We start from the raw sequence: 26,296 nt of genomic DNA, 5'->3' as shown, positions 1-26,296 counted from the left end.
TGTAAATTTTTCATAATTTTCTCCAAAATCTCAGCAAAGTATGTTATCCAGTATATACTAATGAAATTATTTTTAAATGGTAAATATGAAAAAATAATTAATTATCTTTTAAATGACACGCTACTAACTAAAAAAAGACCTCACAAAAATCGATGGATTTCTGTTAGGTCTTTTTAATATATTAATTTAGTTCCAAAATTCTTTGATCATTTGTGCATCTCTTTCGCCTTGTTGTTGTCCAAGTCTAGCCATTTCAGGTCTAATAGCAGTATCAACTGTATTGCCACCTAGTTCGTTTAGTTTTTGAATCACATCTTCGCTAGGCGTGATTAATTTTACGTTTGCACCACTGTTTTGTAATTCTGCAATCGCATCATCAATTTTATATGGTGTGGCAACAGGAAGATTGGTAGCTAAAATCAATACTTTATTTGCACCTTTAGCTAAATCTGCATTTTCCATTGAATGACAACCACCATCATAATACTTTTTGCCATCAATTGTTGTAGCAGGCCATACACCAGGCAGTGAACCACTTGAAGCCATTGCTCTATAAATATCAACATTAGAATCTTTAGTGAACACAGCTCTTTTAGATGCTTGCGCATCAATTGCTGTAATCATTAAGTTTTGAGGCCAACTCGTTACTTTAATTCTATGTTTTAATCTATTGATGTGTTCACTTTCATCAAATTTATTTTTTTGTAATGCAAACTCGCTGTAATTTTCAATCCATTCTTCTGGGCTATGAGACTTTTGAGCAATCTCACTATATTTAGCTACCACTGCCTCCATATTTTGTTGAGGTGGTTCTTCATTAGATTTAGGCTCGATTTGTTCATTAAAAATTTCTTCCCAACTTTTAGTTGAAGTAATACCCGTAGCTGCTTGTGCTCCACCAGAAGTACCTATAACTAAATCTGCATTTCTAATATCGATACCTTCATTTTCAAGTGCATATAAATAACCTAATTCCCAACCGATAGCTAATGAACCTCCGCCACCTAAAACTACTGCACCGTTTAACATTTCATTATTGTTATTCATTTTTATGGCTCCTTTTTAAATTAATTTTCATCTTTATAATATTTATCAGCATTTATAGACATTTGATTTAAAACATTGAATGCTATCGCTTTATCTTTATCATCGATGCCTTCTGATATCATTAATTCCCACTCGCTTAAAAATTTCCAACTAATTTCTTTAAATTCCATAGCTTTGTCAGTGAGATATAAATTAAATGCTCTTTTATCACTTTCGTTTCTAGTCCTTGTTAAATATGCGTTATCCTCTAATGATTTAATCGCTCTCGTTACACTTGCTTTATCAATACCTATATCTTCTACTATTTCTTCTTGTCTAATACCATCCTCTATATATAAAGCAACTAAACACATCATTTGAATGTAATTTATACCATATGGTTTTAACTTTTCAGTTATATAGATATTCCCTCTTCTATAAATCTTTGATGATAACTTTCCAATAAACTTTATGTCCCTATATTCAAATTCCTTTTCATTCAAAGTATCACCTTCTCCAATATATAGTTGACAAATCAACTATTTAAGCATATACCTAATTAGTTGATTAGTCAACTAAATTTATTTGTTTTTTACAAAGTTATTATTCCCTAATAAAAAAAGGCCAGTCACGTGTAATGACTAGCCTACCTATTAAAATACTAAGATGAGCATAAGTATTATTAATTTTTATTACCCCATAGAAATTCTATTAATTCGTTAGCAACTTGGCTATTTTCATGTAATTGACTGTGTTGTGCTTTTTGCCCTTCATATTTTGACTCTTTATAGCTTTTAGGACTATGTCCCAGTAAATATTTCAATGATTTTGACGAACTATTCGATACACGTCCATCGGAGTGCGTGCCGTCTTGTAAATCACTATAAATATTCAATACCTCTATGTGTTTACCTTTATAAATTCCTTTTAGTTTAAGCAATTTTTGGTAAGGCTGATTCATACGACTAGGCTTGCCATTTTTATCTACCGAAATTTCATTTACTTTTTCATTCAAATTCAACACACCATTAAACGTGCCAGCAATGTTTACCTGTTTATTTAATTGTGGCAATGATTGATCATCACCATATAAATACATGTAGTTGGCAAACGATAAATTACCCATCGAATGTCCTACGAAATTAAACTTTTTAATTTTATACTCGCTTTGTAATTTCACCAAAACATTTTTAAACCATTTTGCATTTATGTCATAGTCGCCTTGCTTATTATTTTGCAACACGATTTGAACGACAGGATTAGTTGCGTTCTTCTTCAACTTCCCTTTCAACTGAACTTGGCCATCATTGCTCACTATCGCCGTTATAACATTCTTTGTTGCACCTTTTTTCTTAGCCTGATTCACCATATATTTCTCAGAATTTAGTGTACCTGCATAACCATGTAAAAATAACGTTGGTGTTTGACTTGTTATATATTTTGAATGTTGCGTATCCTTCTCACGCTCTTGATGTTTAGAATTAGATTGCTTTTTGTTCATGCCTACTGTGATTAATGACACAATAACGATAATTGCTATGATACTTGCGCCTAAAACCCATAACTTCTTCACTACGTTGACCTCAATTCTAAATATTTTGTGTTTATTATAAAGCAAGTAACTCAAAATTTCTTTTCCTAGCTTGTTTATGCTAATTAAACCACTAATAACGACATGTTATATGTTTGCTAAAACTATTGCTGATAACTAAAATTATAATTAGTACAATTCTACTCATATTGTTAAATGGAGTGTTATAAATGGCAAGCAATATCGAACAATTAAAAGAAATTATTAATAATTCTAATAAAATCACATTTTTCACAGGAGCTGGCATATCTGTAGCAAGTGGTATTCCAGATTTTCGTTCTATGGGTGGCCTTTTCGATGAAATTTCAAAAGATGGCTACTCCCCTGAATATTTATTAAGTGCCGATTATTTACAAGATGATCCAACAGGATTTATGAATTTTTGTCATAAACGTTTACTCTATACTGATAAACAGCCTAATAATGTGCACCAATGGATTGCCGACCTAGAAAAAAGCAATCAATCACTTGGTGCCATTACCCAGAATATCGATGGACTCCATTCAGTTGCCGGTAGTGAAAAGGTCGATGAATTACATGGCACATTAAATCATTTTTATTGTACTAATTGCCACAAAGACTATTCACAATCATATGTCATCAGTAATGATTTAAGTCATTGTGAAGCATGTGGCAATGCCATTAGACCTGATATTGTACTCTATGGAGAAATGCTTAACCAAGAAACCATCGTTAATGCCCTAAGCAAAATACGACAAGCCGATACGTTAGTCGTACTAGGCTCTTCACTCGTAGTGCAACCAGCAGCGGGACTCATTTCAAATTTCGAAGGTAAGCATCTCATTATAATTAATAAAGAGCCGACACCTTATGATAGAGATGCAAACTTAGTTTTCCACGAAGACATGGTTACAGTAATTAATGAATTAAATAATTAAAATTTTAAAATCCTCTCTTGCATTGTAATTTTTTAAATTAATTGTGATAATGCACAACATTTTGTGTATAATAATAATTAAAAGATTTAATTATTTAACAAGGGGGATTTTTTGTGAAATTAAAATATGTGGCTGCTAGCGCACTCTTAGCATCAATGGTTTTATCGGCGTGTGATATTAATATCAATACGGGATCAAGTAATGATTCCAAAAGTTCAAAAGAAAGCTCGTCATCTAGCGACAGCAAGAAAAACAATCAATCATCAAATAATAACTCATCTTCATCATCTGATAGTAATCATAACAGCGAAAATACAGACTCTAACGAACACTATGCTAAAGTCTGGGTTTCAGTTATCGAAGACAGTGGTGGCACTGCAGATTCTTCGAATACGGAAATCGGCCATGAAGATGTTTCCGGTAAGGCTCTAAACCCATATAATAAAAGTGCTTCAGCGAAATTCCCTAATGGTACACAATTATTATCAGGCACGCCAATGTCTGCTGGACAAGTAGTGTATACAGATAATAACGATGGTACAGTGACCGTTTACAACGTTCCTAGCCATTTCCAAAATAAAGGTTGGGATGAAGATGGTTATACTGAACGTGAGTCTAACCGTATTCTAGATAATCCTAAAACGGTAAAACTTCAAGACCTCTCACAAAGCGAAATTAACTCTTGGACAAATGTTATTTCAGAAACGAGTGGCTATGGAGATTTCGGTAGCGACGATAGTGACAATGATGATAGCAGTGATGAAGTAACAAGAGATAATGTTATCGACAAAGTGGAAGACTATGAAGGTCATAATTTAGATACTTCGAAATATGACTACAAAGAACCAGAAAAAAATGATGATGGTGAATGGGGATTCTCCTTTACTGATAAAGATGGAAATCTTGCAGGTTCTTATATCATCGACCAAGACGGCGATGTCACAAAATATGACGAAAACGGTGACCCTGAATAAAATCATAAAGTAATAAATACAAAACAACCTCCTGACACGCATTATGTCAGGAGGTTTATTGATAATATTCTTTTTAACTTTTCATTACATACTGCTTAATTTTTTTAAGTGAATAATTAATGTTTTCCTTACTTTCAAAAGCGTATGATAAACGAACTGTATTGTCTTCACTTCCGTAAATAAATCCTGGATTTAATAAAATTTTCTCTTTATTAATAAGTTCAGAAAACAATCTTTTAATATTTATATCTTTTTCAAGAGTAAGCCATATAAAGAATCCACCTTCTGGAACATTCCATTGAGCAAGAGTAGAAAATTCTTTATCCAAAATATTCAACATGTAATCACGTTTGTCTTTTAATATTTTTCTTAACCTATTTGTATGATTATCATAATCTCCATTTTTAAGTAATTCGTAAACGACCATTTGAGATAATATACTAGACCCATAATCAATTTGCATTCTAATATCTGCTAATTGTTCTATTATCTTTTCTGACGCTATCACCCAACCTATTCTTATTGCCGGCGCAATCGATTTTGAAAAGCTACTTATATGTATCACATTACCATTTGTATCTAAAGCTTTAATGGGACATTCTGGCTTACTATCTATCCAAATATCACGATAAATATCATCTTCTATAATTGGAATATTATGTAATTTACTGCATGTCATAATACTTTCTTTTTCTTTTATTGAAAGAGAGGAACCTGTAGGATTGTTAAACGTAGGATCCACATAAATAGCTTTTTCTTTAATTCCCGGATAATGATTAACTATACTGTAAAATTCAGTAAAATTATTATATGGTATTTTAACTTTCTTCATATTTGAATAATCAAAAACATGAGTAGAATCTATATATGAAGGGGTATTTGAAAATATTAGTGTATTTCGACTTAAAAAACCAGTAACTAAAAGTTGAATAGCATGTAGTGCTCCTGAAGTTATTAGAACATTATCACTTGTGACATTTATTCCTTCTGAACTTAACCTATTAGCTATTAACTCTCTCAACTTAATATATCCATAACCATTATTATAACCAAAGGAGAGTTCACCAATATATTTCGAAACGTTTGTCATTGCATTTTTTAATTCCAAATGCGGTATCAAATCAATGCCTAGTTCTCCTTTACTTATATGGATATAAGAATTATCAGCTTCTAATTTATTAATCAATTGCACGGTATACTGACTTCTCAAACTAAGCGACCAATCCATCATTTCACTCCATTTGTTTGAAATGAAATCTTCATCTAGATAGTCATTTACATATGTTCCGCTTCCCATTTTTGTAAAAACAAATCCCTCTGCCTCTAAAATTTCTATACTTTTAATAATTGTTACTCTATTCACTTCAAATTGGTTGGCTAATTGTCTTTGTGTTGGAATTCTCATTCCGTAATACCAATCGCCAGAAATGATTTTATCTCTAATGTATGATGCTATTTCTCTATATTTAATAATTACACACCCTTTCCTAAATTGGTTGGGTAAATTAACTAAGAATTGGTTGCACCAATTATAAACCATTTTTCATAACATAGAAATATGCTATTAAAGGTGGTTTTTGTTATGTATAAAATTAATCAACATACTATAAGCGTGAGATACAGTTCTAAAACTGGGGTCGAAAACTATGCTAAATATTAAAATAAATAAGTCTATCCTTTTGGCTTTCGGTGTAACTATATTTTTGTGGGCTTCAGCATTCCCAGTCATAAAATTAGCATTACAAGATTTTAAAGCGGAGAACTTATCAGCATTGAGATTAATAATAGGTTCATTACTATTATGTATAATCGGAATCATAAAAAAAGTGCCTTTACCACTTCTAAAAGACATACCTTTTATCTTACTACTAGGTTTTTGTGGTTTTACTGTCTATCATACATCATTAAGCATTGGGGAATACTATGTAAGCGCTGGAATAGCAAGTTTACTAGTTACTACTACACCTATTTTTTCTGCGCTACTTGCAATTTTCTTTTTAAGAGAAAAATTTTCAAAATTAGCTTGGATGGGGTCGATAATAGCCTTTCTAGGAGTGGCATTAATCTCTTTAGGCAGCGAGGGCAATATTACTGTAGTCGTTATAGGGGTTATTTTAATTTTATTTGCTTCTTTAGGCGAAAGTATTTACTTCGTTTTTCAAAAAAGATATTTAGATAAATATGGGTTTATACCATTTACAATCTATACCATAGTGTCAGGTGCTATTTTTATGCTTTTATTTTTACCAGGTAGCTATAATGAAGTTCAAACAGCAAGTACAACTTCACTTCTAGCAGTACTATACCTCGGTATTTTCCCTACTGTTATCCCATATTTTGCATTGGCATTTACAATTCAAAAGATAGGTGTTTCCGATGCGACTATTTCACTCTATTTAACTCCATTAGTATCAATCTTGTTATCCTATTTATTGTTAGGAGAAATTCCAACGTTAATTGTAATTGGTGGCGGTATTATTACGCTAATTGGCGTATCTATAGTAGTAATTAGCGTTGATAATCATTAAAAACAACCTCCTGACACGCATTATGTCAGGAGGTTTGTTAGATTATTGTACTTCTTTCGCTAAAGGTATGGACGCTTGTGCGCCACTGCGTTGTACTGTTAGTGATGCTGCTTTATTGGCATAATCGATGGCCTCAGTTAAATTTAATTCATCCATTTTAAACTTGCTGACGAATGCACCGATAAATGTGTCACCCGCTGCAGTTGTATCTATCGCATTCACTTTATATGCTTCGACAAATCCAGAGTCTTCTTTCACTGCATAATAAGTTCCTTGTTCACCTATCGTAATAATAACAACCTTAATTCCTAATTCTAAAAAGTAATTAGCATTTTGTTCCATAGACGCTTTATCGACAACAGAAATACCTGATAATGTTGCTGCCTCAAACTCATTCGGAATAATTACATCCGTTAACACCAACAATTCCTGTGGTAAAACTTCTGCCGGTGCTGGATTTAATATCGTCGTAACGCCTGCATCTCTAGCGATTTTAAAAGCTTGGATGATCGCTTCCACAGGTACTTCTAATTGCGCAACGACATAATCTGATTGGGCAATTTCGTCTTTAGCCGTGTTTACGTCTTCCGGTGTAATAGCCATATTAGCCCCACCATATACGTATATAGTATTATGACCTTCAGCATCAACCGTGATAAAAGCTTGTCCTGTGTCGGCAGTTTCAGATTTTGAAATATATTGCGTATTAATACCCGCTTCTTTGAAATCATCGAACATAAAGTTAGCTAAATCGTCTTTTCCGACTTTAGAAACGAAGGTCGTTTGTGCGTTCAGACGAGCAGAAGCTATCGCTTGGTTAGCGCCTTTGCCTCCACCAAAAGCTTTCTGTGCATTATCTACATGTAACGTTTCTCCCGGTTTTGCATATCGTTCTACTGACAAAAATTGATCCACATTTGTTGATCCTAAAACTACTACTTTGTTTGTCATGACTTGTTCTCTCCCTTAATTTTAAAATGTAACGTTAGATTCTAAAATAATATTTGAAAATGGTGTGATTTCACCAGTACGTATATTCCCTTTATTCAATGGATGGCTAAGATATTCTTTCATTGTTGAATGTGGAATAAATTCAATTTCAACATCATCTTCGATTAATGCTTTAATTTGTTTTAATTGTTGCGCATTTTGAGTTTTAATTTCTTCGGCTAAATAGATTTTTTGTATTTTCATTTCTGCTAATACAGTTTTCAGTACATCTATAAATAATGGTAATTCTTTTGTCACAGCTAAATCAATTCTTCTGTCATCATTAGGTATTGGCATACCTGCATCATTAATTGTTAATAAATCAAAATGGCCTATTGTGGCAATTGCTTTAGATACATTACTGTTAAGCATTTCTGTTTTTTTCATAGTTATCGCTCCTACTTATTATTTAATAAATACAGTGACTGTCGCTGCTACTAAGATAAGGACTAATCCAATAATCGTAATAACCATTTCTTTTGAAGTTTTGCGTTGGTTTAAGAAATAAATACCCGTTAATGTTGCTAACACTACTGAAGTTTGAGAAAGTACGAAACCAGTAGCTAAACCATTCATATCTGGTTGCGCTGAAATTAAATAAGTTAATGCCGCAAATGCAAAGAAGAAACCTGAAATAATTTGCAACCATGTAACCTTATTGGTAAATGCATTTTCTTTTTTCATCTTTGTCAATCCATAAACGACTGCGACTATAACCATACCAATAGCTTGAGGTAAGAATGCTGTTTTACCACCAATATCTGTCGCTTGAGGCGCTGCTGAATATAACCAATAACCGATTTCCCCAATTAATAGAATGACGACTGCTTTTTTCAAATAATTACTGCTAGTTGCTTCGGTTTTTTCACTCCATACCGTCATACGTGCACCAATTAAAATAACGACTAATGCACTAAAACCTATAATTTTATGTGAAATGCCCGGCCAGTTTCCTAGTGCAAAGACACCCCAAAGTGAAGCACCTAATAATTGAAACGCTGTTGTGACTGGCATCGCTCTTGATGAACCTACGTACTCAAAAGCTTTAAACGTCATAATTTGACCGAAACTCCATCCTGCTCCTGATAATATTGCGAAAAACAAATCCATTCCCGTTGGAAAACTATGTCCTGTAGATAAATAAAAGACAACTGCAAAAATTAAAGTTCCTATCGTTGTCCCAATAATTTGGTTTACGGGTTTACCACCAAATTTTGATGCAATGGTAGGAAATAACCCCCAACCTATTAATGGTCCTAATCCAATCAATAATGCTACTACGTTCATTTCTTACACCTCTCTATATTTAGTAAAAGTAATTTTGCAATTGAGTAAAACGTTTTACTAAAAATATAACACTTCTCTTCAAAAATGTATACGCTTTCTTTTTGATTTTTAGTATTTAAAAAGCCCTAAAAGTTAAATTAACTTCCAGGGCAATGCTTATTTGAGGCTTTGTGTCGTTTCTCGCACAATTAATTGTGTAGGTAATTCAATTTTCTCTGTTTTACTACTTAGTCCCTCTACTTTTTTAAGTATCTGATGTAAGGCAACCTTCCCAATTTCATCTATAGGTTGTGCAATCGTTGTTAAAGCTGGATTCATATATTGGGCAAAATCAATATCATCGTAACCAATAATTGAAATATCATCGGGAACTGCAAAGTTATTATCGATTAATGCACGTATAGCACCAATAGCAATTTCATCATTTATCGCAAAAATACCAGTGACTTCTTGGCTAATAAGTTGATTCACAGCATTTTTACCTCCAAGTTTCGATAATTCTGTATTTATTTTTTTAGGATTAGGGATATTGTGTACACCACAATACTGCTCAAATCCATCGATTCTGTTTTTCATGTTAGCCATTAGTTCATAGGGTTGTATAATTGCAAGGTTAGTGTGACCGTAGTCTATTAAATGTTTTGCTGCCGACTTTCCACCTTCATGTTCATTCGTTCTAATAATATCCGTAAAACCATTGTCTTCACTTTGATCTAACACTACATATGGAATTTTATGTTTCGTTAAATATGCGTTTAAATTTTCTGGTTCATCTATAAGCCGACCTATGACCAAGCCATCTACACCATGCTCTACTAAATGCTTTATATTTTCTTCTAGTCCTTTATTAATGGTTGTTAAAAATATAATCTCAACATTATCTGGCTTATGCTCATCCATACTTTGTATGATGGTAGAAAAGAAAGGATTCGTTAAACTCGGCAATAATACGCCAATCATTTTCGTTTTACTTCCACGCAATTGTTGCGCATTTTTATTCGGTATGTAACCTAACTTCTCTTTGGCATCTAATACTTTTTTTATTGTCCCTTGAGAAAAACGTTGCTTATTATCATTTAATATATGTGACACAGCAGTCACCGATACGCCCGCTTCCCGAGCTACATCTTTAATAGATACTTTTTTCATGATCCATTGCCCCTTGTATTGCTAACATGTTTTAATAACAAGTTTATCACACTGTGATTTTGAACCAATGTATATGCCTACAATCAACTTAGTCTCACCTAGAACTGCATTTTGTAATATTAAAAAGAGCCACAAACCTTTAGTTTGTAACTCTTTTACGTTTTAGCAATACTAAATAAATATAAATTATTATCGGCTTTTTACTTTTACTTCTCGCTCACAACAACCTAAATGCCCTTTTAATGTTGCGTGTTGATAGTCTTTTCTAAAGACACCACGCGCTTGTAAAACTGGGATAACAAGATCAATGAACTTTTCAAATAGATCAGGATATGTAGGCGGCATTAATGTAAATCCGTCACACGCGCCTTCCTCGAACCATTGAATCATTTGGTCAGCCACCATCTCAGGTGTGCCCACAATCGTTTTATGTCCCACCCATGTTGAAAAACGTTCGAGTAATTGTCTCAAAGTTAATTCCTCAGTCTCGACCGCATTTTTCACTGCACTATAAACTGATTTCACAACTTTTTGTTGTACTTCTTCATAAGGTTGCAAGTTAGGAACGCGCTCATCCATTTCCCAATTAGCAACATCTATACCTATTGCTTTGGATAACCGTTTTTTCCTATTCTCTATAGAGACAAATTGATCTAATTCTTGTTTTAAAGCACATGCTTTCTCATATGTTTCATCGACATAAACTGTTAAACCGGGTAATACCAGCGGTGTAGTACGCTCCTCTTTTTTTGCACGTAACTGCATGTCTTTTCTAAAATTCTTAGCATCTCGCATGTTCCAAGCGATAGAAAATACGCCCTCTACATGTCGTGCAGCAATTTCTCTCCCAGGTATCGATGTGCCAGCTTGAAATAACATTGGTCGTCCATATTCAGATGTAGGTATGTTCATTGCACCATTCACTTGAAAATGTGTTCCAGTATGTTTAATTGCCTTTATTTGATTACTATCCAATCCGATACCAGTTTCTTTGTCATTAACAATTGCGCTTGTTTTAAAAGAGCACCATAATTTTTTCATAACTGTAATAAATTCGTCTGCACGGTTATACCTTTCCTCAAGCGAAGGTAACTTATCCATGGAAAAATTTTGAGCTTCTACATCAAATTGTGATGTCACAATATTCGCACCGATACGTCCTTGAGCCATTTGATTCAGACTCGATAACATTCGCGCGGCTAAATATGGCTCATAAAATGAAGATGAAATTGTCGCCACAAGCCCAATATATTTTGTTTCTCGAGACACCGCAGCTAAAGCTGTAAGAGGTTCAAAATAGTAAGAAATTTGTCCTGTAGCTTCTTCTGAAATATATTGCCCATCTCCCAAAAAGAAAGCATCTAACTTACCTCGTTCAGCCAATTGTGCCATCTTAATTTGAAAATCAATACTTCCAATTTCGTTTATATGAGAATTAGGAAGTCTCCACGAATCTGGATGCAGACCTGTACTATAAACTAAAGCTGTTAAATGCATTTCTCTCGACATTTTGTCCCCTCATTTCGTCAATTATAATATTGATTAACAAGAGTATAACAAAATAATTAAACTTTTATACTTTTATTTACTAAATACTTTTGAATGTTATTTTATAAATTCAAAAAGTTGTAAATTATTAAAATCAGTTGTAAAAATTGTTCGATACACACATCGTTATTATCTACTTTCATGCTTAGCAGTTAAAAACACGAAATACTTGTAAGTTACATAAATAACAATAAGCGTTGCCCAAACAATTTCAACCCAAGAGAGTATATTGAAGACATATATAGTCATATCATTGACATTAACTTTTTGCGAGACATTATATAACGACGCAGCTGTCGTTACCCACGGGAAAGTTAATGCTGAAAAAGAGACTTTAAATCCTCTTTTCATAATTGTAGGGAAAAATAATAACGAAAATACGAATAACAGTTGCGATAATATAATAAAGCTAACTACATAAGTTGTAGCATAAGTTGAATTATTTAAAATATAGCCATTCAAACATAAAGCCGCTGGTGCACTTATTATGATTACCATTGGATATTGTTCTTGATTATAGATTTGCCATGTCTTAGCTATCAATACATAAATAAGTATGACAATTAACATCAACGAGCCTAACAGCGTTGCTATTAATCCTAGAGTACTATTAAATGCGGGCGCTGTTTCTCCGATGACGCCTATTCCAACAAACATGACAAACCAACTTGTATTCGGTCGTGACTTATAATTTCTAAATGCATAAATGCATAAATGCCTAAAAATACTATAATCAAACAGATATGAAACATAATTGAGGCATACCAAATTATGTCTAATACTCCCGCTTCAACTGAAAAGTCAGTTTTAATGATAGCTAACAATAGCATTATCGTCATTGGCAAGGTAGGCAATATCGCAAACGTGTTTACATTTTTCAGTTCTTTTATAAACATTTGCGGCATGACAATCCACTTTATAAAGAACAAGATCAGAATTACCCAGGAAATAATAAAGCATATTAATCCACATATAGGTAAATCTATATGATAAAACAAACTACTTAGCGCTATATTGCCTAGCGCTAACCCAGATATTGCGATTGGTAACCGTGCTAATGCTTTTTTAAACATATTCAAGAACCTTTCGTTGAAATAATTATATGCTTTATTTATGTAATGTATATGCATTCATATGGAAGTAATTTGAAAAATCCCATTTTTATACATAAAAACTCCCATGTCGATACTTTATATCAAGTATAAACCGAATGGGAGTAATATGAAAATCAAGATTTTGAAACTACTATTGGTGCTTTTTAAATATTGTATTTATGAATATATGCCCATAAATACAAACAACCAATTGTTGCTTGGGCACCCCAAGTAGCTTGGCATTTTTTTAATAATGCTTTGCCATTATCGTCTGGAACCTTATATAAACGCTTTGCCGCACGCTGTAATCCAACATCGTCAATGGGTACGACATCCTCTCTTTGCATCGTAAAAATCAAAAATACTTCTGCCGTCCATTTGCCAATGCCTTTTACAGCAGTTAACTGTTTAATAATATCGTCGTTACTTAAGCTATCAAATTGACTAAATTCGAGTTTATTATTTTTAATATGTTCAATAAGATTAAATAAATATTGCTGTTTAGGTTTAGATAATCCTATGGCTACCATATCTTCTTGCGTTAACTTACTAATCCTATCGACTGACCACTCATTATTAATTTTTTGAGTTAGTCGCTCAAAAATGGCGGCTGCTGCTTTAACTGTAATTTGTTGACCTACAATCGAGCGAATGAGTGACTTTAATGGGTCTGTTCTCAAATTTCTATTCACATCACCAATATCAGCAATTAATGAAGCTAATACACTATCTTTATTCATTAATTGTTGCGTCCGGTTGTCATTCATAGATATATGCCAAGTTTCTACCATCGTTTCACCTCTTTTTTCAATAATGGCGTTACCGATTGTCGCTTATGCACTGCATTTTCGAAACTTTATTTTGCTTTATTTTGATTGGATTTGTTGTGATTAGTAAGTAATAGCAATAATGAAATAATAGCGAGTACAACCACAATAATACTAAATACAATACCTGCGCCTTGAACGGAAAGTCCGAGTTGTAATAATCCTACGCCAACTACTGGTATAGAGATTGCTACATACGCAATAGTAAAGAATGCTGAAGTAATTTCGGCTTGTTTATCAGATGGTGCTACACTATTCACCGTAGACAGACCCGCACGGAAACTAAACGCTTGTCCGAAACCTGAAACAATTGCACCAATTAGTAATAAAGCGTATGAACTAAGTGGCAATGATATGCCTACTAAAATAACGCCTACAATCAATGTCGCACTACCTAATATGAGCACGTTGTAATCTGACTTTTGCTTAAATAATAACTGACCTACTGTGGAAGCACAGAATACTAAAAATACCGTTACCCCTATAATGGCTTTGTTTTGAATATTCAAGATCTCCCCTAAAAAATTAGGTGAGATTGCCGTAAATAGACCTAACATTGAAAATCCTACAAACACTGGTATCACTGCATAAATAAATGTGCCTCTAATCTTACGAGGTACGCTCAATTTTTGAACTTTAATATGAAAACTTTGCTTATTTTGAATAGGTTCTGGCATCAACCAAATTCCAATAAATGCAGGTACAAGTAGGACAATATCAACGATAAAGACTAAATGTAGCGCGTACGGAAGATATTGTGCCAACACACCGCAAAGTAACGGACCAAATCCTAAACCTAACATGTTCACACTACTTGCAATCGTAGAGGCTTGGTTCTTTTTATTGTCCGGCGCTAAATTTACAATGGTTGCCGTAGCCGTACTTGTGAATAGTCCTGCAGAAAGCCCAGAAATCACTCTTCCTAATAATAAAAGACCTACGTTAGATGCTAAGAGAAAAACAACGGCGCTAATTACAGATAAAATAATACCCGGAATAAGTACATAGCGTCTGCCGATACGATCTGACAGTTGACCAAATACTAACAAACCACCAATTACGCCTAAGGCATAAACTGCATAAATAATTGTTATCATTAAGGGTGATAATTGAAATGTGTCACTATAAATTGGATATAGTGGCGTTGGCAGTGTAGTCCCCATCATAACAATCATAAAAGCATAAACTGCACCGATGAATCCCCATTTCATTTTTGTATTGTTATTTTTTTGATTATTCAATTCTTTTCACTACTCCTCGTTTATGGAATACCTATAAATTCATTTTAAATAATTCACAACATTATTATTCTACTATATTATTAATTATTCAAAACAACTGTTTGTTTATCAAAAAATTTGTTACCTATGACCATCTAGTTTCATAAACTGCTATATCTACACATACTATTACTTCCCGTTAAATAAAGGTTGAAATCATTTTGGTTGATTCAACTACACTCATAACAAATGAACTATGGTTAAAAAATAAAAGTTACTATCTTTTGGTAAATAAACAAGAGAGCGAACCATATCATCTATGATTCGCTCTCTTTATATATCAAGTTATTTTGTTAATTCTAGCAATATCTTTAGGACTTACTTGGCAGCAACCTCCAACAACTTTTACACCCTGCTCAATCCATTGTGGCACTGTTTCAAACAGTTGTTCATGTTCATCATTATCAGACCATGTTTTAGTCTCAGCATCAAATGTTGCACCCCCATTAGGATATATTGCAACTTGTTGTGGCAGACTAGTTAGACCCTTATCAATAGCTTTATTTACCGCGCTTACCTTAGAGCAATTAATACCAAACACCGGCACACTCTCTTTATGATTTTGAATGTAATCTACCACCGTTTCAAATGGTGTACCATCAGACAAATCGCCATCTAAATTAACCGTAACCGAAATCCAAAATGTATTTTCCTCACCGTATTGTGGAATGATTGTCTCTACGATGGATTTAATCTCTGAAAACGAAGGCGTCGTTTCAAAAACAAAATCATGAATACCTCGAGTTATTAACGCTTCGATTCTTTGGTAATGAAACTGATAATAATCTTCATCAGTTAAATCATATGCGCCTGTGTATTCAGAACCATCACTTAAATATGCGCCATATGGTCCTAAGCTCCCAACTATGACTTGATTGTCATATGTCGCATTTTTAATACTATCGATAGCATTATCATATATTTTATAAATATCCTGATCAGATAAGCCAATTTTTTTAAATGTAGGAAAGCTAGCTTGATATGTACTCGTTAAGACAATATCTGCGCCGGCATTAGTAAAATCTTGATGTGCCTGCTCAATTTTTTCAACTTCAGTACGTAGTACTTCGCTAGACCATAACGAAGTGTTTAAATCACAGCCATAACTTTCTAATGTCGTAGCCAAACCGCCGTCTAAAACGACCGTACCTGATTGGGCTAATTTATCTAATAAGCGCATTTAAATTTCTCCTTTTTTATGGTATTTAACGAAGTAAAATATTACCGCTATAATTGCGAAAGGTAAACCGAAATATAGTGCGGGTGCTTGGTTAGTATCGAACAACATCCCAACACAAGATATTAAGCAGAGTATAAATCCTGCGATAGGGATTGAAATATGTATGTTCAATTGTGTATCGATCCGCTTCGCTTGAAAGTATGATGCGCAAATACTCATCCAGACGACGACTACCGCAAAACCGGCTAAAGAAACTAACACGACATAAAGCGTATCTGCCGCATAAATACTCGAAAATAACGATAATAAACCACCAATCATACTAAATATCGTTGCTCTTATCGGCATATGATATTTGTTTAATTTCCCAAACCACTTAGGCATCGTACCTTCATTTGATAAACTCCAAATCATTCGACTAGCCGCATATAAACCAGAATTAGCCGCAGAGAGAAGCGCCGTAATGATAACTAAGTTCATAATATCACCAGCATAAGGTACACCGATATTTTGTAAAATCACCACAAAGGGGCTTTTTAAAGATTTGCCTTGGTAACTCGGTATCAATACTGAAATAATAACCATTGTTCCAATAAAGAATACAACTAAACGCCATAAAGTAGCTTTAATTGCTTTAGGGATAACCTTTTCCGGTTCTTCCGTTTCTCCTGCAGCTATTCCGATTAATTCAGTACCGCTAAATGCATAGTTCACTGCTAGCATCGTCAAAAATACTGAGGCTATACCATGAGGGAACACAGGATTTGTAAAACGGTTTACTATTGTATCAGTACCTTTATAGCCATCATAATGGATAAGACCTACTATGACTAAAATACCTAACACGATAAACCCAATAATTGTTAATACTTTTACTAATGAGAAATAAAATTCTACTTCGGCATAAAAGCGTGTCGAAATAATATTAAAGATTAAAATAAATATAATTGAAACTGCAGAAAATATAGCTACTGGAATATCTGGAAACCATTTTTGCATTAATAACCCTACCGCCGTGAATTCAGAGCCAAGTGCCACCGTCCAACATAGCCAGTAAAACCAAGCCACGACGTAACCGATTGAGGGATGTAAATATTTAGCAGCATAAACATGAAATCCACCTGTTACAGGGTGTTTAATCGCAAGTTGACCTAAACATAGCATTACAAGGTAGACCAGTATTGCTCCAACAACATAAGATAGCACCGTACCAAATGGGCCAGCTTGTTGCAAAGTGTAACCAGAACTTAGAAATAGACCTGTCCCAATCACACCACCAAAACTTAATAACATAATATGACGCGACTTCATCGCACGCTTAAAATTTTGCTTTTCCATTATTTCCCCCATTAATTTAATTTAAAGAATATAAGTATATATTTTATATATTTCTGAAAATTTAGTCAATGACGGGTTGTGTACGTGATTTCTTCGTCTTAGTACATATGATTATCATTTAAATATAGTTAATTTATATAAAAAACAAACCAAACTGTTTAATACAGTCTGGTTTGTCACCATTAATATTATTAATTTAACGTTCTAACCTTGATTGATCGTAAATATAATTTCCAATAAATCTAGAAGCCTCGCCTGTTTCTAATGAACAGAATTTTTCATAAAACTGTTCAATTTTATCTTTATATAGCGCTTTATGTTTATCTATATTTTTAAGTTCTTTTGCAAGCTTAAATTCATCTGTAAATATTTCGCCTGGTAGGTCATTCATATAGTCCATATAAAATCCTCTTAAGCCTTTATCATACTTTTCAATATCATAAGCAAAGAAGAATTGAGGTCTTTTTAAAATACCAAAGTCGAACATTACAGAAGAGTAGTCAGTAACAAGTGCATCTGTAATTAAATAGAGCTCAGAAATATCATTATAATTAGATACATCGATGGCAAAATCTTCATACCCTTTTAAGTTTAAGGCGTTAGAAATCAGATAATGCATACGCAGTAAAACAACATATTCGTCGCCTAATTCTTTTTGTAAATTTTCTAAGTTGATTCTTAAATCAAATAAATATTTCCCCGCTTTAATAAATTCATCATCTCTCCACGTTGGTGCATACATAATGATTTTTTTATCTTCAGGAATATTTAAGTCCTTTCTTAAACGATTTTTAAAGTCTTCATCATTACTTCTATTAACTAATACGTCATTTCTTGGGTACCCGATTTCCCATACCCTTTCTTCATTCATCCAAAATGCAGATTTAAAAATTTCAGTCGAATATCTATTAGGAGAAACTAAATGATCCCATCTTATTGTTTCAGAATAGAAATTCTTTTTATATCTAGACGTTGTAGTACCAGGCATTCTAACGACCTTCATGTCATTACCTAATCTTTTCAATGGCGTACCATGCCAAGTTTGAATATATTCTTGATTATCTTTTTTATTTAAATATTGTGGTAATCTGGCGTTTGTAACCCAAAATTTCGCTTTAGAATATGCTTCATAGTATGCTTCAGAACCCTTTTCCACTTTTTTAGCATTACCCTTAATTAAATTCCTTTTGGGATTATTGAAGACCCAAATATAATTTAATTTTGGGTAGTGATTTTGCATATATTCATAAATATATTTCGGGCTATCACTGTAGTTTTTACCGCCAAACGATTCAAAAATTACAGTATCTGCATCAACATTTTCTTCTTTATCGAACAATAAGTATTTAGAACGGTTTTTCATTTTATTCTTTTTCATAATGTTCTTAACGTGTCTACTTACATGTCTAATGTTGTTTATAAACTTAGCGTTGTCAGTCGAATTCATAATTAAGAACAACATTTCTAAATTATAAAGCATTTTAGAATCTTTAAGTAAGTCCCATTTTAAATATTTAACTATTTCTACTAACGGTTTCTCAAGCACATTGTATCTCGTTTCAATGTCTTTTAATGATGGATCGAAACCTTTTTTTATTTTACTTTTCATTTTTTTAGTTAAAAAGTCTTTTACTTTTTTATTGTCCGTTTTGCTAATTGCATCAAAATAACTATTTACATAGTCTTCAAAAGTGTAAATGAAATCTTGACTGCTAAGCGCATTACCTTCAAACGGATCATATACTTCCCCTCTGAAATAAAATGGGAAATTTAAGACCCTAACAAATTTTTCAACATACTTTATATAATCCACGATAAACGAAGTATCCGTATATATATTTAAGTCTTCATTAAATCTAATGTGATGAGCTTGGATAATAGCCGTTTTAAATAAAATATTACAGACAGTATTCTTTCTCAAAAATGAATTAGTATTTGATTTTTGAGTTAAATATTTCACTCTAACCTTGTCTTTATCAATATATTGGGGTTTATCTTCAAGGCTAAACTTATGTACAGGCGCAACGAGTCCATCTAGTCCGTTCACTTTAGATAAATAAAATTCAACGGCGTAGCTTGCCAATTGATCGTCAGCATCTAAGAACATAACATAGGGTGTTTCAACTTCATCTAGTGCCTTGTTCCTAGCATAAGCGTGGCCCTGATTTGTTTCTAATGTAATGTAGTTAATATTTTGCATACTATCTTTAAAAGTTTCATTTACTATATTAGCTGATGCGTCAGTTGAACCATCATCAACAATAATAAGGTTAAAATTTTGATTACGTTGGTTTTTTATACTTTCAAGACAATCTAAAATATGATCTTCTTTATTGTAAAAAGTAATAATAACAGATAATTTATTCAATGTTTTCTCTCCGTTTTTAAAGGATTAATTTATAACAATAATATTATTATATCAAAACCTTACATTTATTAAATAGAGATAGTTTAAAGTATTTTAATTATTTCTATTTAATATGACTATAAAAATTATCTTTTTAAAAATCACTGATTTTTTGTTTACATTTTCTTAGATAATGGCTAATCGTTTTTCTCTCTCCAATATTCAGCAGTTCCCTTTTATATAGCGCACCGTCTTTATTTGTTCTTCCAGTTACCTATTAACATTGTTATAATGCTTTAATAAGTGTGAAAATCACCTTTATTAATATATTGGTTTCTAAAATGCAAAACGTCATATGCTAAGGCATAATAATTTGAATTATATATATGTTCTGCATCAACATCTCATTCAAAAATGAAAGAAAACATATTAGGAGAAAGAACAAATCATCATGAAAAATAAACTTAGTATTAAAGAAAATATCTTTATAGGATCGTTGCTATTCGGCTTGTTTTTCGGCGCTGGCAACCTTATATTTCCCATACATTTAGGACAAGCTGCCGGTTCAAATATTGTCAAAGCAGACTTAGGGTTCTTAATTACAGCCATTGGTTTACCTTTCTTAGGTATTATTGCAATCGGCATATCTAAAACAACTGGTATATTCGAAGTTGTTTCAAGAGTTAACGTTAAATACGCTTATATTTTTACAATTTTACTTTACTTAGTCATTGGCCCTTTTTACGCTTTGCCGAGGCTAGCGACAACATCATTTGAAATAGCATTTTCACCATTTATTTCAAATTCATCTATGCCACTGTATTTATCAATTTTTAGTATTTTATTCTTTTTTGTCGCATGGTTTTTCTCTAAAAAGCCATCACAAATTTTAGAATATATTGGCAAATTTTTAAATCCAGTTTTTTTAATGCTGTTAGGGTTACTTATCGTATTAGCATTTATTAAACCAATTGGTCACATTTCGGATGCTAAAATCAGTCTAGACTACGAAAACAGCGCACTCTTAAAAGGATTTATTGACGGTTATAATACGTTAGATGCTTTAGCAGCACTGGCTTTCGGTATCATCGTCGTTACCACGATTAAAAAACTTGGCGTAACAAATCCAAGTCATATTGCTAAAGAAACCGTTAAATCCGGTACAATTAGCATCCTTTTAATGGGTGTCATTTACAGTTTATTGGCATTTATGGGTACGATGAGTTTAGGCCATTTCAAGATGAGTGAAAATGGTGGTATCGCACTCGCACAAATTGCACAATATTATTTAGGTGATTACGGCATCATTTTACTGTCGTTAATCATTATTGTTGCCTGTTTAAAAACTGCAATAGGTTTAATCACAGCCTTTTCAGAAACATTTTCGGAACTATTTCCAAAACAAAATTATTTAATGTTTGCGACAGTCGTTAGTATTATTTCTTGTGTTTTTGCTAACATCGGTTTAACAAAAATCATCGCTTACTCAACACCAGTATTGATGTTCTTGTATCCATTAGCCATTACCATTATTTTACTTACACTATTTAGTTCATTATTTAACCATTCAAAAATCGTCTATCAATTCACAACATATTTCACGATGGTCGCATCATTTGCAGACGGCATCAAAGCAAGTCCTGCACTTATTGCAAATACATCATTCGCACATAGTATCATCTCATTCAGCGAAAAATATCTGCCCTTCTTTACGATGGGTATGGGATGGGTAACACCCGCACTATTAGGATTCATTATCGGCTTCACCGTGTACAAATTTAAAAAGACTCACATTAAAACAGCATAAAGTTGCAAAGCACAAAGCGTTTGGTCTGCTACTACAAATATTAAATTTATTTGTGGTAGCAGTTTTATATTTATAGAATCATCATTTTAATCGAATTAAGACTACTGTTAGACATCCTTCTACAAGGGTTATTTCTGGTTAAATTCATTTTGTATAAGTTCACAATTTGTGGTAATATCATCATGGATAAAAATTCGATTATACTAATAAATAAGAAGGTTTAAATATATTATGAAAGAAAATTTTTGGAGTGAGTTACCACGTCCTTTTTTTGTTTTGGCACCTATGGAAGACGTTACAGATATCGTCTTTCGACATGTAGTCAGTGAAGCAGCAAGACCTGATGTATTTTTCACTGAATTTACAAACACTGAAAGCTTTTGTCACCCCGAAGGCATACACAGTGTTCGTGGACGCTTAACTTTTAGTGAAGATGAACAGCCTATGGTCGCTCATATATGGGGAGATAAACCAGATCATTTCCGAGAAATGAGCATCGGTTTAGCAGATATGGGCTTTAAAGGTATTGATTTAAATATGGGCTGTCCTGTAGCCAATGTTGCCAAAAAAGGTAAAGGCTCTGGTCTGATTTTGCGCCCTGAAACTGCGGCTGAAATTATTCAAGCCTCTAAAGCAGGTGGACTACCGGTAAGTGTTAAAACGCGCCTCGGTTATTATGAAATAGACGAGTGGAAAGACTGGTTAAAACACGTCTTCGAACAAGACATTGCCAACTTATCTATCCACCTCCGTACGCGTAAAGAGATGAGTAAGGTAGATGCGCATTGGGAATTAATCGAAGCCGTTAAAGCGTTACGCGACGAGATTGCACCAGATACTTTACTAACGATTAACGGTGATATCCCAGACAGACAAACAGGTCTTGAACTTGCCGAAAAATATGGTATCGATGGTGTAATGATTGGTAGAGGTATTTTTAATAACCCCTTCGCTTTTGAAAAAGAACCACGTGAACATTCAAGTAAAGAACTTTTAGATTTATTGAGATTACATCTTTCTTTGTTCAACAAGTACGCTGAAGATGAAACAAAACAATTCAAAAGTTTACGCAGATTCTTTAAAATTTACGTACGTGGCATTAGAGGTGCAAGCGAACTACGTCATCAATTGATGAGTACAGAAACGGTAGACGAAGCCCGCACATTGCTTGATGACTTTGAAGCCCAAATGGATGACAGTGTAACATCTTAATACGCGCTAAAGATAAAATTTAGAAATTATCTCATACAAAAACCCTGTTAACAATTTGGTTAACAGGGTTTTTTATTATATACGTCGGCTTTCAAGTATTAAAAAAGTGCCCATATACGGGCACCATTTTTAAGTTTACATTGTACTTGTATCAATAACGAAACGATACTTAACGTCTGAAGATAATACTCTCTCATATGCTTCATCAATTTGATCTGCAGAAATTAATTCGATTTGTGGTGTAATATTATGTTGTGAACAGAAATCTAACATTTCTTGAGTCTCTCTGATACCACCAATTGCTGAACCTGCAAATGATCTACGACGACCTATTAAACTGGCAACATGTAACGATATTGGCTCTGCTGGAGCACCAACGTTTACGATTGTACCATCCAAACTTAATAACTTAAGATAATCGTCTAATTTTAAATTAGCACTTACTGTATTAATGATTAAATCAAAAGAATTTGCAAGTTGTTCAAATGTTGTATCATCACTCGTTGCGTAATAATGCGCAGCGCCTAATTTCAAACCGTCTTCTTTTTTATTTAATGTGCGTGATAATACTGTTACTTCTGCACCCATAGCATGCGCAATTTGAACAGCCATATGGCCAAGTCCACCCATACCGATAACAGCTACATTTTTACCTTCGTACGCTTTCCAGTGATTCAAAGGCGAATAAGTCGTAATCCCCGCACATAATAAAGGTGCCGCGGCATCTAAACTAATATTATCAGGAATGCGTAGCACAAAATCTTCATGTACTACTATATGTGTTGAGTAGCCACCTTGAGTTGGTTCACCATATCTATCTGTACTTGCATATGTGCCAACCATCCCTTTTGAGCAGTATTGCTCTTCTCCATTTTGACAATGTTCACATTCACCACAAGAGTCCACCATGCAACCAACGCCGACACGGTCATCTACTTGATACTTACTAACATCTGAACCGACTTCTTTAACAATACCAGCAATTTCATGCCCTGGTACTAACGGGTAATTAATTGGACCCCATTCTCCATGTGCAGTATGTATGTCTGAATGACATATGCCAGCATATTTAATTTCTATCAAAATATCATGTTTATCAAGATCTCGTCTTGTAATTTCTGTAGCATAAAAATCAGAATCCGGACTATTTACAGCTCTTGCTTTAGCATTTATCATAAATTTCTTCCTCCATTAGAACCCCGATAGAATACCTTTATTAATATTCTTCATCGCTCATACTAGACTTGGCGCCAAGCAACGTCAATTCATATGACTCAGTAGTGAGATCATGTTGAGGCTTTTATAACATTCGCTGTTCTCGTTATGCTTTATAAATAAATGTTACTGTTAACAGATATATGCAGAAACTGAGTTAGTCATAGTTAGCGCTCTTACTCTTATAAGATACCTATTAATTTCATCCAAACTGAGCCTAAACCTATCCAAATAATAAAATAGACAATACCAAGAATGAAGTTCATAGTCCACCAACGTTTTTGTGTGATATAGCCTGCTGAATATAATATTGGAGCAGGACCACTACTGTAGTGCGTTGTTGAAGCTAGCAAGTTACCGAAAAAGCCTAACATTAGTGCGCTGTATAATGGCGGCGCACCCGCAGCAACTGCTACGCCTAATAAGGCAGCATACATTGCACTAACATGTGCTGTCGCGCTCGCAAATAAGTAGTGTGAATAGAAATAAAATACTAACAGAATAATGAGCACAATTGGCCAATTGAAGTGACCTAAACTTTCTGCTATTAGTTTACTTAACCATGGAATAAAACCTAATTTATTTAATCTGTCTGCCATGAGCACAAGCACTGAAAACCATACTAACGTATTCCACGCACCTGTCTCGTTCAAAATATCTTTCCATTCTAGTACACCAGTTAAAAGTAATAATGATAAGGCTATAAACGCTGTTAAAGTAGCGTCAATATGGATAAGGCTACCTAGTACCCAAAAGGCTAACGAGATGATAAAAATAACAATCATGAATTTTTCTGCTGCTGAAATTTTTCCCATTTTAGCTAATTCATCATTAGCCCAATGTTTAGCGTTAGGTGTTTTTTTAATACTTGGAGGATAAATTTTATAAATTATGTACGGCACTACAATGAGAGAGACTAGTCCAGGCACTATGGCCGCTAAAAACCAATTCATCCAACTAATATTTATATGAGCAGTACTTTCTGCAAGGTTTTGTGCTAATGGGTTTCCTGCCATTGCTGTTAAAAACATTGCGGCGGTAATTAAATTGCCTTGGAACTCAGTAAATATAAGAAAGGCACCCATTTTACGTTCTGTTCCTTGTTTCGGATCTGAATCAAATGATTCTGATAAAGATTTGATAATTGGGAACATGATACCGCCTGCACGTGCGGTATTACTAGGCGTGGCAGGTGCTAGTATAAGGTCAACACCGACAAGTGAATAAGCCAAACCTAATGTTCTTTTACCAAATAATTTCACAAATTGTAGGGCAATACGGCGACCTAAACCTGTTTTGACGAAGCCTCTAGATATAAAAAAGGCTATTACAATAAGCCAAATACTGTTATTACCGAATCCTGCTACTGCAGTCTTTATGTCGGTTACGCCTGTAAGGACCATTGCCGTAAAACCGAGTATAGATACAGCACCAATAGGCATAGGCTGCGTAATACAAGCAACAATAGTTGTTACAAATATTGCGAACATATACCAAGCTTGCGGACTTAATGACTCCGGCTTAATAGGCGTAAGCGCACAAATAATTATACCGATGATTAGGGGTAAAATAAACTTACGGTATTTTATTGAATTTTGCATTTTAAAACTTTCCTTTCTTCCAAACTTTATTACTGCTTACAAATAACAATCTACGCCTATCGCTATAATATGTAAATATAAAACAGGAAAAAGTTTGCTCGCAACTAACTATTTTTTAAAATATTTAGTTAGATATTATTGTATGAACTATCGTACTACTAATATATTTATATAAAAAACGTGCAAACTAAAAATATATACTTCACGCTTAAAGCTAATATGGCTTGTTTTGGACTATGATTTCATCTTTTCCAGCAGTTAAGCATGGCTGACAACCATAAAACAATAAAATTTTAACAAATAAAAAAAGCACATCACTTAGTAATTAGTCAGTTGGATATTACTAAGTAATGCGCTTTTATTTTAAACTATTTTCATCCATTGAATAGATGAATTATTTATC

23 protein-coding genes are annotated in these 26,296 nt (G+C 33.5%); 5 read left to right on the top strand and 18 right to left on the bottom strand.

Translation table 11 applies throughout. The annotated features are described in order from the left end of the window. Positions 1-186: 186 nt before the first annotated feature. From ISP08_RS00870 to ISP08_RS00860, 3 genes are all read right to left on the bottom strand, one after another. The gene (locus ISP08_RS00870; protein ID WP_195718995.1) at positions 187-1,047 is read right to left on the bottom strand and encodes a patatin-like phospholipase family protein; all 861 of its coding nucleotides are present in this window, start codon (positions 1,045-1,047) and stop codon (positions 187-189) included. Positions 1,048-1,067: 20 nt separating this feature from the next. Next, positions 1,068-1,529 (bottom strand): MarR family winged helix-turn-helix transcriptional regulator, encoded by a 462-nt coding sequence (locus ISP08_RS00865; RefSeq protein ID WP_195718994.1) that lies wholly within the window; start codon positions 1,527-1,529, stop codon positions 1,068-1,070. A gap of 179 nt (positions 1,530-1,708) precedes the next feature. Beyond that, positions 1,709-2,599, bottom strand: a complete 891-nt coding sequence (locus ISP08_RS00860) for an alpha/beta hydrolase (protein ID WP_195718993.1) — start codon at positions 2,597-2,599, stop codon at positions 1,709-1,711. Positions 2,600-2,787: 188 nt separating this feature from the next. Between ISP08_RS00860 and ISP08_RS00855 the strand changes: the two genes are divergently transcribed. Then, positions 2,788-3,516, top strand: coding sequence for an NAD-dependent protein deacylase (locus ISP08_RS00855; protein WP_195718992.1), 729 nt, complete (start codon positions 2,788-2,790; stop codon positions 3,514-3,516). A gap of 113 nt (positions 3,517-3,629) precedes the next feature. Then, positions 3,630-4,490: a hypothetical protein gene (locus ISP08_RS00850; RefSeq protein ID WP_244138706.1), complete on the top strand. Its 861-nt coding sequence runs from the start codon at positions 3,630-3,632 to the stop codon at positions 4,488-4,490. Between the two features lie 73 nt (positions 4,491-4,563). Here ISP08_RS00850 and ISP08_RS00845 read toward each other — a convergent pair whose 3' ends face one another. Continuing rightward, the gene (locus ISP08_RS00845) at positions 4,564-5,964 is read right to left on the bottom strand and encodes an aminotransferase-like domain-containing protein (protein ID WP_195719368.1); all 1,401 of its coding nucleotides are present in this window, start codon (positions 5,962-5,964) and stop codon (positions 4,564-4,566) included. Positions 5,965-6,136: 172 nt separating this feature from the next. Between ISP08_RS00845 and ISP08_RS00840 the strand changes: the two genes are divergently transcribed. Then, on the top strand, positions 6,137-7,018 hold the full coding sequence (locus ISP08_RS00840; RefSeq protein WP_195718991.1) for a DMT family transporter: 882 nt from the start codon (positions 6,137-6,139) through the stop codon (positions 7,016-7,018). 42 nt (positions 7,019-7,060) lie between these two features. Here the strand turns inward: ISP08_RS00840 and rbsK are convergent, their stop codons facing one another. The 12 genes from rbsK to ISP08_RS00785 all read right to left on the bottom strand — a co-directional run bounded on the left by rbsK (position 7,061) and on the right by ISP08_RS00785 (position 20,079). Next, entirely contained in the window at positions 7,061-7,969 is a 909-nt protein-coding gene (gene rbsK / locus ISP08_RS00835; RefSeq protein ID WP_195718990.1) for a ribokinase, read from the bottom strand. 21 nt (positions 7,970-7,990) lie between these two features. Then, positions 7,991-8,395, bottom strand: coding sequence for a D-ribose pyranase (rbsD, locus tag ISP08_RS00830; protein ID WP_048794277.1), 405 nt, complete (start codon positions 8,393-8,395; stop codon positions 7,991-7,993). 18 nt (positions 8,396-8,413) lie between these two features. Continuing rightward, the gene (rbsU, locus tag ISP08_RS00825) at positions 8,414-9,295 is read right to left on the bottom strand and encodes a ribose/proton symporter RbsU (protein WP_048794276.1); all 882 of its coding nucleotides are present in this window, start codon (positions 9,293-9,295) and stop codon (positions 8,414-8,416) included. A 156-nt stretch (positions 9,296-9,451) separates the two neighbouring features. Next, entirely contained in the window at positions 9,452-10,444 is a 993-nt protein-coding gene (gene rbsR / locus ISP08_RS00820; RefSeq protein WP_195718989.1) for a ribose utilization transcriptional repressor RbsR, read from the bottom strand. 189 nt (positions 10,445-10,633) lie between these two features. Beyond that, positions 10,634-11,953 carry an NtaA/DmoA family FMN-dependent monooxygenase gene (locus ISP08_RS00815; protein ID WP_195718988.1) on the bottom strand — a complete coding sequence of 440 codons (1,320 nt, stop codon included), beginning with the start codon at positions 11,951-11,953 and terminating at the stop codon, positions 10,634-10,636. A gap of 168 nt (positions 11,954-12,121) precedes the next feature. Further along, entirely contained in the window at positions 12,122-12,649 is a 528-nt protein-coding gene (locus ISP08_RS12860) for a TDT family transporter (protein WP_229294148.1), read from the bottom strand. Then, positions 12,634-13,065, bottom strand: coding sequence for an SLAC1 family transporter (locus ISP08_RS12855; protein WP_244138705.1), 432 nt, complete (start codon positions 13,063-13,065; stop codon positions 12,634-12,636). The genes ISP08_RS12860 and ISP08_RS12855 overlap by 16 nt, the downstream gene beginning before the upstream one ends. A 185-nt stretch (positions 13,066-13,250) precedes the next feature. Next, positions 13,251-13,877, bottom strand: coding sequence for a DNA-3-methyladenine glycosylase family protein (locus ISP08_RS00805; protein ID WP_195718987.1), 627 nt, complete (start codon positions 13,875-13,877; stop codon positions 13,251-13,253). Between the two features lie 65 nt (positions 13,878-13,942). After that, positions 13,943-15,154, bottom strand: a complete 1,212-nt coding sequence (locus ISP08_RS00800) for an MFS transporter (RefSeq protein WP_195718986.1) — start codon at positions 15,152-15,154, stop codon at positions 13,943-13,945. Between the two features lie 319 nt (positions 15,155-15,473). Continuing rightward, positions 15,474-16,373, bottom strand: a complete 900-nt coding sequence (mmuM, locus tag ISP08_RS00795) for a homocysteine S-methyltransferase (RefSeq protein WP_195718985.1) — start codon at positions 16,371-16,373, stop codon at positions 15,474-15,476. After that, the gene (locus ISP08_RS00790; RefSeq protein ID WP_195718984.1) at positions 16,374-17,711 is read right to left on the bottom strand and encodes an amino acid permease; all 1,338 of its coding nucleotides are present in this window, start codon (positions 17,709-17,711) and stop codon (positions 16,374-16,376) included. Positions 17,712-17,907: 196 nt separating this feature from the next. After that, positions 17,908-20,079 (bottom strand): bifunctional glycosyltransferase/CDP-glycerol:glycerophosphate glycerophosphotransferase, encoded by a 2,172-nt coding sequence (locus tag ISP08_RS00785; RefSeq protein ID WP_195718983.1) that lies wholly within the window; start codon positions 20,077-20,079, stop codon positions 17,908-17,910. Positions 20,080-20,506: 427 nt separating this feature from the next. Here ISP08_RS00785 and brnQ point away from each other — a divergent pair, with 427 nt between their 5' ends. Together brnQ and ISP08_RS00775 are read left to right on the top strand one after the other, a co-directional pair. Next, complete coding sequence (gene brnQ / locus ISP08_RS00780; protein WP_195719367.1) at positions 20,507-21,865, top strand: branched-chain amino acid transport system II carrier protein; 1,359 nt, start codon at positions 20,507-20,509, stop codon at positions 21,863-21,865. A gap of 231 nt (positions 21,866-22,096) precedes the next feature. Then, positions 22,097-23,077, top strand: a complete 981-nt coding sequence (locus tag ISP08_RS00775) for a tRNA dihydrouridine synthase (RefSeq protein WP_048794267.1) — start codon at positions 22,097-22,099, stop codon at positions 23,075-23,077. Between the two features lie 135 nt (positions 23,078-23,212). Here the strand turns inward: ISP08_RS00775 and ISP08_RS00770 are convergent, their stop codons facing one another. Both ISP08_RS00770 and ISP08_RS00765 read right to left on the bottom strand, forming a co-directional pair. Next, the gene (locus tag ISP08_RS00770; RefSeq protein WP_195718982.1) at positions 23,213-24,253 is read right to left on the bottom strand and encodes an NAD(P)-dependent alcohol dehydrogenase; all 1,041 of its coding nucleotides are present in this window, start codon (positions 24,251-24,253) and stop codon (positions 23,213-23,215) included. A 221-nt stretch (positions 24,254-24,474) separates the two neighbouring features. Beyond that, positions 24,475-25,893, bottom strand: coding sequence for an anion permease (locus ISP08_RS00765; RefSeq protein WP_195718981.1), 1,419 nt, complete (start codon positions 25,891-25,893; stop codon positions 24,475-24,477). Positions 25,894-26,296 lie beyond the last annotated feature (403 nt).

It is taken from the genome of Staphylococcus lloydii, from assembly GCF_015775975.1.
Taxonomy (GTDB): domain Bacteria; phylum Bacillota; class Bacilli; order Staphylococcales; family Staphylococcaceae; genus Staphylococcus; species Staphylococcus lloydii.
This window is presented reverse-complemented; position numbering and strand designations above follow the sequence as displayed.

Bases quoted from the DNA above. Each gene is read 5' to 3' on its own strand.
- ISP08_RS00855 (WP_195718992.1), top strand. From the start codon at position 2,788: ATGGCAAGCAATATCGAACAATTAAAAGAAATTATTAATAATTCTAAT.
- rbsK (WP_195718990.1), bottom strand. From the start codon at position 7,969: ATGACAAACAAAGTAGTAGTTTTAGGATCAACAAATGTGGATCAATTT.
- rbsU (WP_048794276.1), bottom strand. From the start codon at position 9,295: ATGAACGTAGTAGCATTATTGATTGGATTAGGACCATTAATAGGTTGG.
- rbsD (WP_048794277.1), bottom strand. From the start codon at position 8,395: ATGAAAAAAACAGAAATGCTTAACAGTAATGTATCTAAAGCAATTGCC.
- ISP08_RS00840 (WP_195718991.1), top strand. From the start codon at position 6,137: ATGCTAAATATTAAAATAAATAAGTCTATCCTTTTGGCTTTCGGTGTA.
- ISP08_RS00870 (WP_195718995.1), bottom strand. From the start codon at position 1,047: ATGAATAACAATAATGAAATGTTAAACGGTGCAGTAGTTTTAGGTGGC.
- ISP08_RS12855 (WP_244138705.1), bottom strand. From the start codon at position 13,065: ATGTTTAAAAAAGCATTAGCACGGTTACCAATCGCAATATCTGGGTTA.
- ISP08_RS00765 (WP_195718981.1), bottom strand. From the start codon at position 25,893: ATGCAAAATTCAATAAAATACCGTAAGTTTATTTTACCCCTAATCATC.
- ISP08_RS00805 (WP_195718987.1), bottom strand. From the start codon at position 13,877: ATGGTAGAAACTTGGCATATATCTATGAATGACAACCGGACGCAACAA.
- rbsR (WP_195718989.1), bottom strand. From the start codon at position 10,444: ATGAAAAAAGTATCTATTAAAGATGTAGCTCGGGAAGCGGGCGTATCG.
- mmuM (WP_195718985.1), bottom strand. From the start codon at position 16,373: ATGCGCTTATTAGATAAATTAGCCCAATCAGGTACGGTCGTTTTAGAC.
- ISP08_RS00775 (WP_048794267.1), top strand. From the start codon at position 22,097: ATGAAAGAAAATTTTTGGAGTGAGTTACCACGTCCTTTTTTTGTTTTG.
- ISP08_RS00770 (WP_195718982.1), bottom strand. From the start codon at position 24,253: ATGATAAATGCTAAAGCAAGAGCTGTAAATAGTCCGGATTCTGATTTT.
- ISP08_RS00790 (WP_195718984.1), bottom strand. From the start codon at position 17,711: ATGGAAAAGCAAAATTTTAAGCGTGCGATGAAGTCGCGTCATATTATG.
- ISP08_RS00815 (WP_195718988.1), bottom strand. From the start codon at position 11,953: ATGTCGAGAGAAATGCATTTAACAGCTTTAGTTTATAGTACAGGTCTG.
- ISP08_RS12860 (WP_229294148.1), bottom strand. From the start codon at position 12,649: ATGTTTGTTGGAATAGGCGTCATCGGAGAAACAGCGCCCGCATTTAAT.